Below are 14,337 nucleotides of genomic sequence, written 5' to 3'. Positions count from 1 at the left end.
GGCCCCTCTGCGGGGCGGCGCGCACGCCTGCCCGGTTGTATGGGATTGCCGGGCGGCGCAATTGAGAGCCAAGGGCCCTGCCGCGCGGCGCATATTCCAAGGCGCGGCGGGGAGCTTGCATGTCGCACACCCGCCGCGCCGAAAAAAATGGGGTGGCCTAGGCGGCCACCCCAGGGATGTTCTTCCGCCTACTAGTCAGGGATGATCTGGTAGTAGGGCTTCTTGAAGATCTTGGTTTCGCCGGTGGCGGGATCGTACTTGGAGTTCACGAAGCACTTCCACTTGCTGTCGTCGATACCCAGGAAGTCAGCGCGGTAGTAGAAGCCGGGGTAACGGGACTCTTCACGGAAGGCGATGTGCTGCATGTGCAGGCGCACGGTCCACAGGCGATGGTAGTTTTCCCAGCAACGCAGCAGTTCGTGCAGGTCGCGGGCGGCCAGCTTGGCGGAGTCTTCTTCCATCATGCCCAGCAGATAGAAGCCGGTGTCCAGCAGAGCCTTGGAGGTGGTGTAGTAGGTACCCACGCCGCCGCCGTATTCGTCGGTGCACTTCACGAGGCGCATCATGAAGTTCTTGGGCGTGATGTAGTTGGGGTTCACCACGGGGTCGGTGGAGGCGTCCTTGCCGGCCAGGTAGTTGTAGTAAGGACGGTAGATCAGCTGCTTCAGTTCTTCGGCGGTTTCCTTGAACTCAGGCTTGAAGTCCTTGTGGTCCAGGCACCAGCGCACCATCTGCTTACCGGCGATACGGCCTTCAGCGTGGGAACCGGAGGAGAACTTGTGGCCGGAAGCGCCCACGCCGTCGGCGCAGGTGAACAGGCCTTCCACGGTGGTCATGCGGTTGTAGACCTTACCGTTGGCAGCGCGAACCTTGTAGTCTTCGGGCACCCAAGCTTCGTCGGGACCGGAAACCCAGATACCGCAGCAGCCGGAGTGAGAGCCGAGCAGGTAAGGTTCGGTGGGCATGATTTCGGAACCGCGTTCTTCAGGAGCGGTGTTGGTGGCGGCCCACAGGTTGGCCTGACCAACGCACATATCCAGGAAGTCTTCCCAAGCTTCGGACTCGAGGTCTTTCTGCTGTTCTTCGGTCAGGGTGGCGAAGGTGGTCAGCAGAGCGGTCTTGGTGTCCATGTAGATGGGGCCGCGGCCTTCGCGCATTTCACGAAGCATCATGTGGTTACGCAGGCAGGTGGGGATCACGTGACCCTTGGCGTAGCCGCGATCTTCGTAAGGCTTCAGCATGGCGCGGTTGGTGGCGCAGTAGTCTTCGCCCTTGCAGTTGGTGGCTTTAGCCTTGAACAGCAGGAACCAGGCGCCCACAGGGCCGTAACCGTCCTTGAAGCGGGCGGGCACGAAGCGGTTTTCCATCATGGTCATTTCGGCGCCGACCTGAGCGCACATGGTGTAGGTGGAACCGGCGTTCCACACGGGGTACCAAGCGCGGCCCATGCCTTCACCGGTGGAACGGGGACGGTACACGTTAACGGCACCGCCGGCGGCCACCATGATGGCGTTGGCTTTGAAGATGTGCACTTCGTTGGCACGCAGGTTGAAGCCCACGGCACCAGCGACGCGGTTGGGGGTGTTCTTGTCGAGCAGCAGCTTCACGATGAAGATACGCTCCATGATACGGTCTTCACCCAGGGCATTCTTGGCAGCTTCGGCCACGATGCACTTGTAGGATTCACCGTTGATCATGATCTGCCAACGACCGGAGCGGACGGGCTCGTCGCCGTTGCGCAGGCTCTTGCCGGCGGCCTTGGCGGCGGCGCCGTTCATGTTGTGGCCGTTTTCGTCCTTGATCCAGCAGGGCAGGCCCCACTCTTCGAACAGATGCACGGAGTCGTCAACGTGACGGCCCACGTCGAAGATCAGGTCTTCGCGGACCAGACCCATAAGGTCGGTGCGGACCATGCGGACGTAATCGTCGGCGGTGTTTTTGCCGAGGTAGGTGTTGATGGCGGACAGGCCCTGGGCCACGGCGCCGGAGCGCTCGAGGGCGGCCTTATCGCACAGCATCATTTTCAGACCGTGTTTGTCGCCCCAGCGCACGGCTTCGAAAGCGGCACCGCAGGCACCCATACCGCCGCCCACGATCAGCAGGTCGACGTCATGTTCCTTCACTTCAGGTTCAGCAATGGCAACGCCTTTCATCGCTTCCTTGACGGGAATCATAGGCATAGTGATTTCTCCTTAAGCTCTACGCGGTTACTGCTCTCTAGCGGCCCTGTTCCATAGCGGTGAAGACCTTGTCGGCTTCAGTCACTTCGAACTTCTTGCCCAGGACTTCGATGGGGGTGGCCAGCTTTTCTTCGGTGAACAGCAGTTCGTCGTCGAGGTTGGCGCCTTCCGGTTTGCCTTCGAAGGGCTTGATGGAGCCTTCAGGAGTGGTACGGATGGGGAACTTGAAACGTTTCACGCTGCCGTTGCGGAACTGCACGGTCCACATGATGGAGTCGGCAGAGCGCATGGGGATACAGGTGCCGCCCATGGGAGCAAAGTCGGCGTAGGGACGAGCGGTGATGGCGCCCTGGGGGCAGATCTTCACGCAGGAATAGCATTCCCAGCAGGCGTCGGGTTCCTGGTTGTACGCCTTCATTTCCTGAGGATCGAGGATCATCAGGTCGTTCGGGCAGATGTACATGCAGGCCGTCTTTTCGCCACCCTTGCAGCCGTCGCATTTGGACGGATCGACAAACGTAGGCATAACGTATCCTCCAACTCTTAAAGTGTTTCAGGTCAATTTTGACCGTATGGGCAGCCACTCGGGCCGCCCGAGTGCCGTCTTGATTGGGGTCACGACCCTGGGCAACAGCGCTCAGGTCGTGCGCTTGTGTATTTAGTAACAAGCTACCCCTCTTCACGTCAAGCCCCCTTTTGAAAAATTCGTGGAAACTCTCGGTGGAAAACGGCACAAACCACTATAATCCTTGCACATTCTCCCTAGCATAATTTTTATGCTGTGTAAAGATGCTCCGCGTTTTGGACGGCTTTCATGTCCAAGATCTGTGTTGGGCCAGGAAAAGGCATGTTTATCAGCCGGTTATCCTGAATATCTCCCTGTTCCTGTTCAGGGAACGCTTTAGTAAAATCATTTAATTTCAAATAGTTAACGTATCGATGCTTTCCATGCCGGACGGGCGGCTTTTTTATGACGTTCCGGTGTCGCCCTGATCTTGATGAGAAAAAGAAGCAAAAGTTGAAACAATTATCCAATAAAATCAAATGGTTGATTGTATCTATTGGGAATAGTTGATTTTTTATCAAAAATACGTCGTAAGGCACCCGGTACGCTCTTTGAGGCTCCCTCCAGTGCTCGCCGGAGCTTGCACTCTCTTTCACATGTGGCCGGAAAAGTCTCTTTCGGGGGCTTGCCAGTGAGGACGTTTCGGGATACAGCATCCCCCACAAATTCATAGAGCGACGCGCCGTCCGGCGGTCGAGAGGAGCATCCAGCATGAACGAGCACCACGAATTCCGACCTGCCCAGAGGCCGGACAAACGCAGCGACCGCCCCGAAGGACGTTTCGAGGCCAGAACCGACGGCAAGCCCGAGCGTCCGCGCCGCAGCCTGCGCGAGACCGTCTGTGACATCGACCGCGATATCCTGCGCATGCTCATGCGCCGCCACAATCTCATCAAGCGCATGTACAATGCCAAGGGTTTCCTGGAGCCCGCGGAAGAAAAGAGCATCCGCGAGTCCTGGGAAGCCGCCGTTTCCCGCGTCAGCCGCGACCCGCGCCTGAGCGGCCGTTTCTTCACCCTGATGCAGGAAGTGGAATTCCTGCCCCGTCCCGGTGAAGACGGCGAAGCCCAGCGCCCCGCCTTCAATCTTGCCCCCGCCGACATGCCCGTGCGCCTGTCCATGCCCGCCCCGCGTTCCTGTCGCCTGACCCGGGCCTGGGCCACGCTGGCCGCCTGCACCGGCCAGGCCGTGCGCATCGCCCCCGCCCTGATGAACGATCCCGTCGTGGATTGCGTCAAGCTGCTCAACCAGCTGGGCGCCCATGCCAACCGTGACGACGGTGCCGTGCATGTGGCCGCCGGCACGCCCCTGGGCACCCCGGACAAGGTGCTGCATGTGGGCGACAGCTCCTGGAACTTCTATCTGGCCCTGGGCCATTACCTGGGCCGTCCTTCGCGCACCAAGTTCACCGGCGGCGCGGCCCTCAAGCTGGCCGACCTCAGCGCCACCCGCCGCTTCCTGCCCCTCATGGGCGCGCGTCTGGTGCATGTGGTGCCCAAGTCCGACGGCTTCCCGGTGCGCATCGAATGCTCCGGCGTGCTGCCCGGCAAGGTGGTCTTCCCCGCCGATGCCCCGGTGGAACTGGCCGAAGGCATCATGCTGGCCGCGCCTTCCTATGAGCGCGCCATCACCCTGGACCTTTCCGCCATGCCCGAGCGTGCGCTGGCCTTTGCCCGCATCCTGCCCGTGCTGAACGCTGCCGGTGCCGACGTGCGCCGCGAAGGCGACGTGCTCCACTTCCAGCCCTGCGCCCTGAGCATCCCCTCCGAGCCCACCCTGCCCGTGGAACCGGAACTGGCCGTGTTCCTGATGGGCCTCGCCCCCGCGCTGGGCGGTGAAGTGCGCCTGGAAGGCCAGTGGCCCACCTGGCCCGGCACCGAAGCCGGCCTGGACCTGCTGCGCCAGACCGGTGCCAAGGTCGAATGCTCGGCCACCGAGATCCTGGCCCGCAGCCTGAAGCCGCTGGCCGAACTGCCCGCCGCCTTTGCCCTGCCCGAAGGCCTGCCCGCCTCCTGGCGTCCGCTGGCCGTGGCCCTGAGCACCATGACGGCCCTGCGCGGCGGTCGTGCCGTGCTGCCCGCCGGTCTGGAAGCCGAAGAGAACGTGGTGGAAAGCTACCTGCACGCTGCCGGTCTGGCTCTGGATGCCGAAGGCTGCCTGGTGGCCTGGAAGCCCGGTGACGACATGGAAGAAGCCGAAGAACAGGACGAGGAAGGCCGCCCCGTGCGCAAGCCCCGTCCCGCCCTGCAGGCCCGCGGCTGGAACGCCCCCGACGCTCCCTGGGCCGTGGCCCTGGCCCTGGCGGCCTGTGCCCGCGGCAAGCAGGAAGGCTTCAAGCTGGGCAACCCCGGCGTGCTGACCGAGCTCTATCCGCCTTTCTGGGTGCTGTACAACAACCTGCCCGAACCGCACATGACGCGTGAGAACAAGGAAGTGCCCGCCGAGCCGGTGAAGAGCCGCCGCCGCGTCATCACCAGCGCCGTGGCCGTGCCGCCTCCGCTGGAAGACGAAGATTACTAGGACCGGGCAGCTCCCGCCGTCCGGCTTGGCCGTGAGGGCCGGGCCGTGGCGGCTCCCGGTATCGAAGACGAAAAGGGCGCCCATCCTTCGCGGATGGACGCCCTTTTTCATTTGCGGGAAGCGGCGGTCGGAGCGTCTGCCTCCCGTCCCTGCCTGCAGGATAGGCCCGTCAGGCCAGCTCTTCAGGGAGCTTGCAAAGGTCGACCCATTGCCCGCCGGTGACGGCGGCCAGCTCGTCCGGGGTCAGCTGCACGGCGTTGTTGGGCGCACCGGCGGCAGGGTAGACCACGTCATAGCGCTTGAGGCTCTCGTCCAGGAACACGCGTACCCCTTCCGGCAGGGCAAAGGGGCAGACCCCGCCCTGGGGATGGCCGGTGAGGCATTCCACGTCCTCCACGGGGATGAAGCGGGCCTTTTCGTGGAACAGATCCTTGAACTTGCGGTTGTCCAGACGGGCCAGCCCCATGGCCACCACCAGCACGGGACCGGTGGAGGTGAGGATGGACAGCGTCTTGGCGATACGGCCCGCCTCGCAGTGCAGGGCTTCGGCCGCCAGCGCCACGGTGGCGCTGGAGACGGTGAACTCGCGGTAGCGGTCGCCCAGACCGTGGGCGGCCAGTTGGGCCCTGACGGCTTCGGTGCGCATGGCTGGATGCTCCTTGGCTGAAACATGCTCCGTTGTTGCCGGTGATGGCAGCATGCCGGAGGCGGGATCTCCCCGTCCGGGCGGGGATGAAAAAAGGGGCCTGCCGGGCAGGCCCCTCCGGTATGGTTACAGGGTGATGGGCAGGGGGCCGAAGCTGGCCTCGTAGCGCTTGCGGAACTCGTCCTTGCTGAAGTGGTGTTCCTGCGTGCCCAGCTGCTCGATGGCGTAGCAGGCGCTCACCGCGCCCAGCTTGGCGGCTTCGGGCATCTCCAGGCCGCAGACCAGGCCCTTGAGCAGGCCCGCGCGGTGGGAGTCGCCCGCGCCGGTGGGATCCTTGACGCCGTCGCAGGGGATGGCGGGCACATGCACGTCCACGCCTTGGGCATTGCGGATGCGCTGGCCGTCGCCGCCCAGCGTGGTCACCAGCCAGCCGGTCATGGCCACCAGTTCTTCCTCGCTCTTGCCCGTCTTCTTGCAGACCATGCCCAGCTCGTAATCGTTGGTCACGCAGGCATAGGAACCGCGGATGGCGTCGCAGAGGTCGTCGCCCGAAAGCACGGGCAGCTGCTGGCCGGGGTCGAAGATGTAGCGCACGCCCTTTTCACGGAAGAAGCCGGGCAGGCGGCGCATGTCGTCCACGCTGCCGGGGGAGACGATGGCCCAGTCCTTGGCGGGATCGAGGTTGGGGAAGGTGTAGGTGGCGGGCTGGCTCATGGCGCCGGGGTAGAAGCCCGTGATCTGGTTGTTGTTCTGGTCCGTGGTGATGTAGCACAGGGCCGTGAACACGTCGGAATCGCGCCGGATGCCTTCCAGCGACAGGCCCAGCTTTTCCCAGGCCGCCGCGTAACCGGTGAAGTCGCGGCCGGCGGCGGAGACGACGATGGGTTTTTCGCCCAGCAGGGCCAGCGTGTAGGCGATGTTGCCCGCGCAGCCGCCGCGGCGTTCGTCCATGCTGTCCACCATGAAGCTGACGCTCAGCATGTGCAGCTTGTCCATGAGCACATGGTCCTGCAGGTTGCCGCCAAAGGTCATGATGCGGTCAAAAGCCAGGGAACCGGAAACATAAATGGCCATCTTCGTTCCTTTTATTCGTTGAGCTGCCCTGCGGGCAGGCTGTTTTGGGCGATCCAGTCCAGGAAGGGCGCGTTGCCCTTCTCCAGCGGCATGCCCACGATACAGGGCACTTCATAGGGATGGGCCGCCTCCACGGCGGCACGAAAATCTTCCCACGCTGTCCGGCTGACCTGGGCCAGCAGCAGGCATTCGCGGCTTTCGCGGACCTTGCCTTCCCAGCGATAGATGGAAAGGGCTCCGGGCAGGATGTTCACCCCGGCGGCCAGCCGTCGTTCCACCACCAGATGGGCCAGGGTTCGGGCAGTCGCTCCGTCGGGCACAGTGACACAGGCAAGCAGGCTCATGGCGTCCTCCTGTTCGGGAAGTGGGAAAAGCGGACAGAAGATACACCAGCGGGCCGTAAAAACCAAGCGTGCCCCGCCTTGCTCCCCCTGTCTTCCTGTGGCATAGCAGGCCCATGAGCGCAAAAAAATCCCTGCCGCGCGGTGCCCTGGCCCGCGCTGAAAAAGTCCTGGCGGCCCTTCAGGCCCGCTATCCCCGTCCCGCGACCCATCTTGAAGCCGACAACGCTTGGGAACTGCTGGTGGCCACGGTGCTGGCCGCCCAGTGTACCGACGCCCGCGTCAACACCGTGACCCCGGAGCTGTTCCGGCGCTGGCCCGGCCCGGCCGAGCTGGCCCTGGCCACGCAGGAAGAGCTGGAAAGCGTCATCCGTTCCACGGGCTTCTATCACAGCAAGGCCCGCAACCTGCTGGGCGCGGCGCAGCGCGTGGTCTCCGTCTATGGCGGCGAGGTGCCGCCCCGTCTGGACGAGCTCATCACCCTGCCCGGCGTGGCCCGCAAGACGGCCAATGTGGTGCTGTTCGGCGCCTTCGGCATCAACGAGGGCCTGGCCGTGGATACCCACGTCAAGCGCATCAGCTATCGTCTGGGCCTTACCGCCCACACCGATCCCGTGGACATCGAACAGGATCTGATGCGCCTCTTCCCCCGTGCCGAATGGGGCGACGTCAATCACCGCATGGTCTGGTTCGGCCGCGATGTCTGCCACGCCCGCAGCCCCCGCTGCGCGGAATGCGAGATGGCCGACTTCTGCCCCCGCCGCGAACCGCCCAAGGGAAAATAGCTGTTGGGGAAAAGAACGTGGGGGAAGGGGGGAACTTTGGCTAGCGCACAAAGTTCCCCCCTTCCCCCACACCCCCATCCTCCTTCAAACGCGCTTTATCCGTTCCTCTCCATCATCGCCGAACACGGCTCTTGCGGAGTCCCTCGGCTTCTCCTCTCGCGCATGTCAGCAGTTCCCGGTCCGCGGGGCCTTCTTTTCCTGGAGCGTCTTGGCCGGCCTGAGGTGAGCGGGGCAGGGGAAGGCAGGGCGTCCGGCTCCGTGACAAAAAAACAGCCCGGCCTCCATGGAGACCGGGCTGTTGTCGTTATCGGGAAAGGGCTGTTCCCGGAGAGAGCCGGGACAGGCTCACTTGCGGTCCACCCACCATTTTTTGTCCACGCGGCCGTACCACCAGCGGTTATGGTCCGTGCGCAGGATGACCTCGCACAGGGCCTGGGCCTGCGGGCTGCGCAGGCGTTTGACCGCGCTTTCCAGCCAGTCGGCGGCAAATTTGTTGCCCTTGTCCAGCTCGGCCTTGAGGTTGCAGATCAGGTCCAGCTGGTCGGCATCGTGGGCCAGGCGGGCCTCCAGACTCTGGCGTTCCTGCAGTTCGTCCCAGCCGTCGAGGATGTCCTTCTCCAGTCCGGTGCCGTCCACGGCATCCTGCAGGGCATCGCGGTCGCGGCAGGTGTCGTAGCGGTGGTTCACATAATTGAAATCGCCGGTACGTGCTTCATGCAGATCGTGGAAAAGGCAGAGGAAGGTCACGCGGGCGGCATCGGCACCCGCCAGTTTGGCCAGGGTGTAGCCGATGACGCTGGTACGGTAGGAATGCTCGGCTACGTTCTCGCTGCCGGAGCCCAGGAAGGCATAGCCGCTGCGCGGCGTGTGGCGCAGATGTCCCGCCTCGTGGAAAAAGTCCGTGATGCGTTCCATCTGCTGTTCATCAGGCAGGCCCGCTGCGGGCGTGCTCTTGTTTGGGCTGTCCTGTGCCATGTGTGTTTCCTCATGGAGGGAGCGCGGTGCCCCCTCCGTTGCTGATTTGTACGAAAACTGTCCGGCGCACGCCATTGATTGCTCTTTTCCGTCTTTGCCCAACCGCCGGCGGGCGGTGTTTGTTCGGGGGACGGTCATCCAGGCAAGGTCATGGCTTTTCCGAGCCTCGTCATCCTTCCGAACAAAGCGCGTTGGGGGAGGGATGGGGGCCGGGGGGAAGGGGACCCCCTTGCGCGCGAGCCAAGGGGGTCCCCTTCCCCCGGAAAATCCCTGCCCGCTCTTATTCCAGCCCGTACTTGCGCAATTTGTTGTGCAGGGTGGCGCGGGTGATGCCCAGGCGGCGGGCAGCCTCGCTCTTGTTGTCCTCGGTCTGGCGCAGGGTGTCCTCGATGGCGCGGCGCTCCAGAGCTTCCAGAGACAGACCGGCCAGGGAGGCTTCGGCGGTCTCCGGTACCGGGGCGGCCTGCTCGGCGGCGCCGGTGACGCTGGCGGGCAGTTCCGGGCCGGTGATGAGGTCGCCGGTGCAGAGGATCACGGCGCGCTCCACGGCGTTCTGGAGCTCGCGCACGTTGCCGGGCCAGGAGTAGCGGCGCAGCATGTCCAGGGCCTGCGGGGCGAAGCCCTTGACGTTCTTGCGGTTGCGGGCCGCGAATTTTTCCAGGAAATGGGCCGCCAGCAGGGGGATGTCCTCGCTGCGTTCACGCAGGGCGGGCACTTCGATGCTGATGACGTTGAGGCGGAAGAACAGGTCCTCGCGGAAGCGCTTCTGCTCCACCTCTTCGCGCAGGTTGCGGTTGGTGGCGGCGATGACGCGCACGTCCACGGTGATGGGCGAGTCCGAGCCCACGCGCTGCACCTCGCCCTGCTGCAGGGCGCGCAGCAGCTTGGCCTGGAGCGAAAGAGGCATCTCGCCGATCTCGTCCAGGAAGAGGGTGCCGCCGTCGGCCTGCAGGAAGCGGCCCTCGCGGCGGCGGTCGGCGCCGGTGAAGGCCCCGCGCTCATGGCCGAACAGTTCGGATTCCAGCAGGTTCTCGGCCAGGGCGGCGCAGTTGACCGTGACCAGGGGCTTGTTGGCACGGGCGCTGGCACCGTGGACGGCGCGGGCCACCAGTTCCTTGCCGGTGCCGGATTCCCCGGTGATGAGCACCGTGGCCTCGGTGGGCGCCACGGTGGCGATGATCTCGCGCATGGCGCTGACGGCAGGGCTGCGGCCCAGGATCTCGGGCCCGGCGGCGGCCTCGCTGAGCTGGCGGCGCAGCTCGCGGTTCTCCACGCTCATGCGGGAGTGGTCCACGGCCCGTTGCAGGGTCTCGCGCAGGGCGTCGAAGTCCAGCGGCTTGGTCAGATAATCGTAGGCGCCCAGGCGCAGGGCATCCACGGCGGTCTCCACGGAGGAGTAGGCCGTCATCAGCACCACGGGCAGGGCCGGATTGTAGTCCAGGATGCCCCGCAGGGCGTGGATGCCGTCCATGCGTCCCATGCGCACGTCGGTCAGCACCACGTCGTAGGGCTTGGCGCGCACGGCCTCCACGGCCAGATCGCCGTCGGCCGCCTCGTCCACGCTGTAGCCCCAGGCCTGGAGCATCATGCGCAACATGCCGCGGTGGGCATCGTCGTCGTCAACCACGAGAATGCTGGTATTCACCTAATCCTCCCCCTTCTGCCTGTCGGCAGGCTCCCCCGCCTGCCTGTCCGGGCCGTCCGCCGGATGGCCCGCTGCCTTGCCGGCCTGCGGCAGGCGTATGAAAAACGTGGTCCGGCCGGGCGTGTCCGCCGTGGCCTGACGGGATTGCACATAGACTTCGCCTTCGAGCGCCTCCACGATCTTGTGGACGGTGGCCAGTCCCAGGCCCGTGCCGTGCCCCTTGGTGGTGAAATAGGGGTCGAAGATGTGGTTGAGGTTCTCGGGCGCGATGCCCTGCCCGGTGTCCGTGACCGAGAGGACAAGATGCTGCTTCTCCACCGTACAGCCCAGGGTCAGGGTGCCGCCGTCGGGCATGGCGTCCAGGGCGTTGAGGCAGATGTTGAGCAGGGCCTGCCCCAGCCTGTCGGGATCCATGCGGGCCGGGGGCAGGGCGGCCGGAAGGCTGTTCACCAGCCGGACGCCGCGTTTTTCGGCATCCTGGGCGATGAGGCGCAGCACATGGGCCACGCTGTCTTCCAGCGGGGCGGCCACGGGCCGCACGTCACTGGGACGCGAGAGCCCGATGAGCTCGCTGATGACGCGGTTGAGGCGTTCCACCTCGCGCACCATGACGCCCGCGGCCTTGCGGTCTTCGCTGCCTTCGGGGAAGCGCATGCCGAAATAGGTGGCGTAGCCCTTGATGGAACTGAGCGGGTTGCGGATCTCGTGGGCCACCCCGGCGGCCAGCGTGCCCACGGCGGCCAGCTTTTCCTTGCGGCGGATCTCTTCTTCCAGGCGGCGGATCTCGCCTTCGGCCCGGCGCTGGCGGCGGCGGGATTCGCGGGCGCGCTGCGCGTAGTACAGGGCCAGCAGACAGGCCAGGCCCACCAGCATGGCCACCCCGGCCAGCATGAAGACGTGGTCCCTGTCCTGGCCGCGGGTGATCTCGAACGGTGAGAGGTCGAGGCCCAGGAAGATGATGGGCTGCGGCAGGCCCGGCGGCAGCTCCTGCCCCGGCGGGGGCTGCATGAAATAGCGGTAGACCACGAACACGCGCTGGCCTTCCATATTGAGGATGGCGGAACGTGTCTGGCTGCCGGGGGCCAGGAGCTTCATGGTCTTTTCGTCGGCCTCTTCGCCGTTGATGCGCAGGATCTCGCCCAGGCGGTTGCCGTTGCTGTGGGCCAGGATGGTACCGTCGGGCATGGTGACGGCGATGAACTGCACGTCCGAGGTGCTGGCCATCTCCTTGAGCAGGATCTGCAGGCGCACGCGCGCCTCGCCGCGCATGCTGGTGCGCAGCATGCTCTCGAAGGCCATGATCAGGGAGCTGCCTTTTTCGGCCAGCAGGCGTGACATGGCGCGTTCGTTGCGCTCGATGGAGGCCAGGGCCAGCAGGGTGACCAGCAGGATGAGGACGAAGGCCGTCCCGCCCAGCAGCAGGCCCAGCGGGGTGTTCTGCTGCTGCGCCAGCTGTGAACGGGCCTGGGAGCAGTCGTTCTCGCGCGCGGCCTGGTCATTGGCCACCATGCCGCCGGTGTTCCGGCCGGACGCGGCAGACCCCGGTGTCTGGCAGGGCCGGTTGGCGGCGCGGGCCAGCCGGTGGCGGCGGGGGTCCAGCAGGGCGGCAGCAGCGGAAAGGCAGCGTCGGATAAAGTTCATGCCTGCACTATAAGCATGGTTGGGGCACCTGTCACCTTGCCGTCGGATATTTGGCTTGCATGTTTTTTGCAAGAACGAGGAAAGACGAAAAAAATGCCACGGCCTGCCGGCGGCCTTTCCTTGCGCCGCGGACACAGGCTTGATATGCCAGAAGCATGGCCCAACAGAACAAGGTTTGCCTATGTGGAAGAATATAGTTGTCAGTGGTCTGGTCATGACATCGCTCCTGCTGCTGCCGCTCATGGCGGCTGCCGGGGGGCATCACGGCGGCGGTCACGGGCCGCGCGGCTACCGCAATGTCGACCAGTGGCTCCAGAGCCTGCCCGAAGAACAGCAGGTCAAGGCCCGCGCCATCCTTGAAGAAGCCCGTCCTGCCATCGAAGACACCCGCTGGCGCATTCGCCAGAAGCGGGAAGAACTGGCCCATTTCGACTACGCGGAGGACTCGTCCGCCGAGACGCTCTCCCGTCTTGGCTGGGAGCTGCAGGACCTGCGCGACCGTCTGCGCCTGCAGCTGGCGCAGCTGGAAGGCCGCCTGCTGGACGAGGTGGGCGTGAGTTTCCGCCGCGCCGGCAAGAGCCGGGGCTGCAACAGCATGATCCGGCAGGACGTGATCCATACGTATTCCCTGCAGGAGACCCTCGAACCCTGCCCGTAACTTCTGCAGCCCGCATGAAACTCCAGGCCCCGCTCAAGCGGGGCTTTTTTTGTATCCGGCTCCGGCTTTGGGGGCCGGGCGTCAGGGGTGTATGAAAATTTGTCTGCTGTATAATTTTTGACCAGGTCCGCCGGCCCGCTGCATAAAAACTGGACATCCAGGGGGAACACAGGGCAGCCGGAGAAAGGCTGTTTGCCGGGATGAAAATATAATATGTTGATTTATATTGAAAAATAATGTTTGGCACGCGGGTTGCTATATACAGAGCACAAAGGGCAAGACCCAAAGCCCAAAGATAACCCACTCTGAGAAGAGATAAAGGAGCATATATATGAATACTTCCCGCGTTATGATCCCTGCCCTGCTGGCTGCAGCCCTCATCGGCGGAACCATGACCTCTGACGCTTTCGCCGGCCCCCATCATCGCGGCCAGGGCAACGGTTATGGTCCCTGCTACGGTTACGGCGACGGCGGCTGCTGGGAAGGCGGCTGGGGACATCACGGCCACGCCCGTGGCTGGGGTTACCGGGCCATGTCGGACGCGCAGCGTGCCAAGTTCGACAAGATCATGGAAGAATTCGCTCCCCGCATGGAGCAGCTGCGCGACAGCATCTACGTCAAGCGCCAGGAACTGCGGGCTTTGGAAAACGCCACCAACCCCGATGTGAAGGCCGTGCGTGAGGCCGCTACCGAAATGGCCCGCCTGCGCAACGAGATGGCCGACCTGCATGACGCCCTGGGCGACAAGCTGGCTGCCGAAGTGGGCGTGCCGGAAGGCTTCAAGGATGCCCCCCGCGGTCCTCGTGGTCCCCGTGGCGATCGCGGCCCCGCCATGGATTGCCCCCGTGGCGACGGCCCCCGCGGTGACGCCGGTTACTACGACGGTCCCCATCGCGGCCACTACTAAGAGCTGATCCCTGCCAACGGCAGAAAGAAATATCTGGCCGGAAGCTCCTCCTCCTTCCGGCCAGGCTCCCGAAAACAGCAACCTCCTTTGACAGGCACCTTTAACCGGAGCTCCCGCTCTACAAAATGCAGTCCTCTGGAACTTCTACCCCGGCCGGGGATTCCCCTGGCCCCGGCCGGGCCTTCCTGAGAACGACGGATTTTACTCCTGAGATCGTCCCTCCCCGCCTTAGGCGGACAACATATCCGGCAGGGCAATCCCCCTTGGTCCTGCCGGGGCTCACGAGAGCATCCTCCTCCTTCACCATAACCTCTAACCATCAGAACATCCTCCCTCTTTGGCCGGCTGCTCCTCCCCCTGGGCAGCCGGTCGTCTTTTTTTGTCCGCTGTCCGGCGTCCG

The 14,337-nt window shown here is 64.4% G+C and carries 12 protein-coding genes; 4 read left to right on the top strand and 8 right to left on the bottom strand.

What is annotated here, in order from left to right:
- Positions 1 to 191: 191 nt before the first annotated feature.
- On the bottom strand, positions 192 to 2,180 hold the full coding sequence (gene aprA, locus ACQRAG_RS07005) for an adenylyl-sulfate reductase subunit alpha (RefSeq protein ID WP_204626423.1): 1,989 nt from the start codon (positions 2,178 to 2,180) through the stop codon (positions 192 to 194).
- Between the two features lie 37 nt (positions 2,181 to 2,217).
- The gene (gene aprB / locus ACQRAG_RS07000; RefSeq protein ID WP_006008678.1) at positions 2,218 to 2,706 is read right to left on the bottom strand and encodes an adenylyl-sulfate reductase subunit beta; all 489 of its coding nucleotides are present in this window, start codon (positions 2,704 to 2,706) and stop codon (positions 2,218 to 2,220) included.
- A 750-nt stretch (positions 2,707 to 3,456) separates the two neighbouring features.
- Here aprB and ACQRAG_RS06995 point away from each other — a divergent pair.
- Entirely contained in the window at positions 3,457 to 5,265 is a 1,809-nt protein-coding gene (locus ACQRAG_RS06995) for a 3-phosphoshikimate 1-carboxyvinyltransferase (RefSeq protein ID WP_168934689.1), read from the top strand.
- Positions 5,266 to 5,434: 169 nt separating this feature from the next.
- On the opposite strand, the gene ACQRAG_RS06990 is transcribed toward ACQRAG_RS06995, so the two are convergent.
- From ACQRAG_RS06990 to cutA, 3 genes are all read right to left on the bottom strand, one after another.
- Positions 5,435 to 5,911: a YbaK/EbsC family protein gene (locus ACQRAG_RS06990; RefSeq protein ID WP_427803935.1), complete on the bottom strand. Its 477-nt coding sequence runs from the start codon at positions 5,909 to 5,911 to the stop codon at positions 5,435 to 5,437.
- A gap of 126 nt (positions 5,912 to 6,037) precedes the next feature.
- Complete coding sequence (locus ACQRAG_RS06985; protein WP_168934687.1) at positions 6,038 to 6,985, bottom strand: carbohydrate kinase family protein; 948 nt, start codon at positions 6,983 to 6,985, stop codon at positions 6,038 to 6,040.
- A gap of 11 nt (positions 6,986 to 6,996) precedes the next feature.
- Entirely contained in the window at positions 6,997 to 7,329 is a 333-nt protein-coding gene (cutA, locus tag ACQRAG_RS06980; protein WP_297137955.1) for a divalent-cation tolerance protein CutA, read from the bottom strand.
- Between the two features lie 113 nt (positions 7,330 to 7,442).
- Here cutA and nth point away from each other — a divergent pair, with 113 nt between their 5' ends.
- On the top strand, positions 7,443 to 8,111 hold the full coding sequence (gene nth, locus ACQRAG_RS06975) for an endonuclease III (RefSeq protein WP_297158824.1): 669 nt from the start codon (positions 7,443 to 7,445) through the stop codon (positions 8,109 to 8,111).
- Between the two features lie 345 nt (positions 8,112 to 8,456).
- Here the strand turns inward: nth and ACQRAG_RS06970 are convergent, their stop codons facing one another.
- The 3 genes from ACQRAG_RS06970 to zraS form a co-directional block, all read right to left on the bottom strand.
- Positions 8,457 to 9,086, bottom strand: coding sequence for an HD domain-containing protein (locus ACQRAG_RS06970; RefSeq protein WP_427803936.1), 630 nt, complete (start codon positions 9,084 to 9,086; stop codon positions 8,457 to 8,459).
- 280 nt (positions 9,087 to 9,366) lie between these two features.
- On the bottom strand, positions 9,367 to 10,731 hold the full coding sequence (locus ACQRAG_RS06965) for a sigma-54-dependent transcriptional regulator (protein ID WP_204625690.1): 1,365 nt from the start codon (positions 10,729 to 10,731) through the stop codon (positions 9,367 to 9,369).
- On the bottom strand, positions 10,732 to 12,372 hold the full coding sequence (gene zraS / locus ACQRAG_RS06960) for a two-component system sensor histidine kinase ZraS (RefSeq protein WP_168934682.1): 1,641 nt from the start codon (positions 12,370 to 12,372) through the stop codon (positions 10,732 to 10,734).
- 181 nt (positions 12,373 to 12,553) lie between these two features.
- Between zraS and ACQRAG_RS06955 the strand changes: the two genes are divergently transcribed.
- Positions 12,554 to 13,030, top strand: a complete 477-nt coding sequence (locus tag ACQRAG_RS06955) for a periplasmic heavy metal sensor (protein ID WP_168934681.1) — start codon at positions 12,554 to 12,556, stop codon at positions 13,028 to 13,030.
- Between the two features lie 331 nt (positions 13,031 to 13,361).
- Complete coding sequence (locus ACQRAG_RS06950) at positions 13,362 to 13,937, top strand: Spy/CpxP family protein refolding chaperone (RefSeq protein WP_204625692.1); 576 nt, start codon at positions 13,362 to 13,364, stop codon at positions 13,935 to 13,937.
- Positions 13,938 to 14,337 lie beyond the last annotated feature (400 nt).

The sequence above is a fragment of the Desulfovibrio sp. SGI.230 genome (assembly GCF_050313065.1).
Taxonomy (GTDB): Bacteria; Desulfobacterota; Desulfovibrionia; order Desulfovibrionales; family Desulfovibrionaceae; genus Desulfovibrio.
Note: the sequence above shows the minus strand (reverse complement) of the source record. Positions and strands in the feature narration are given on the sequence as shown.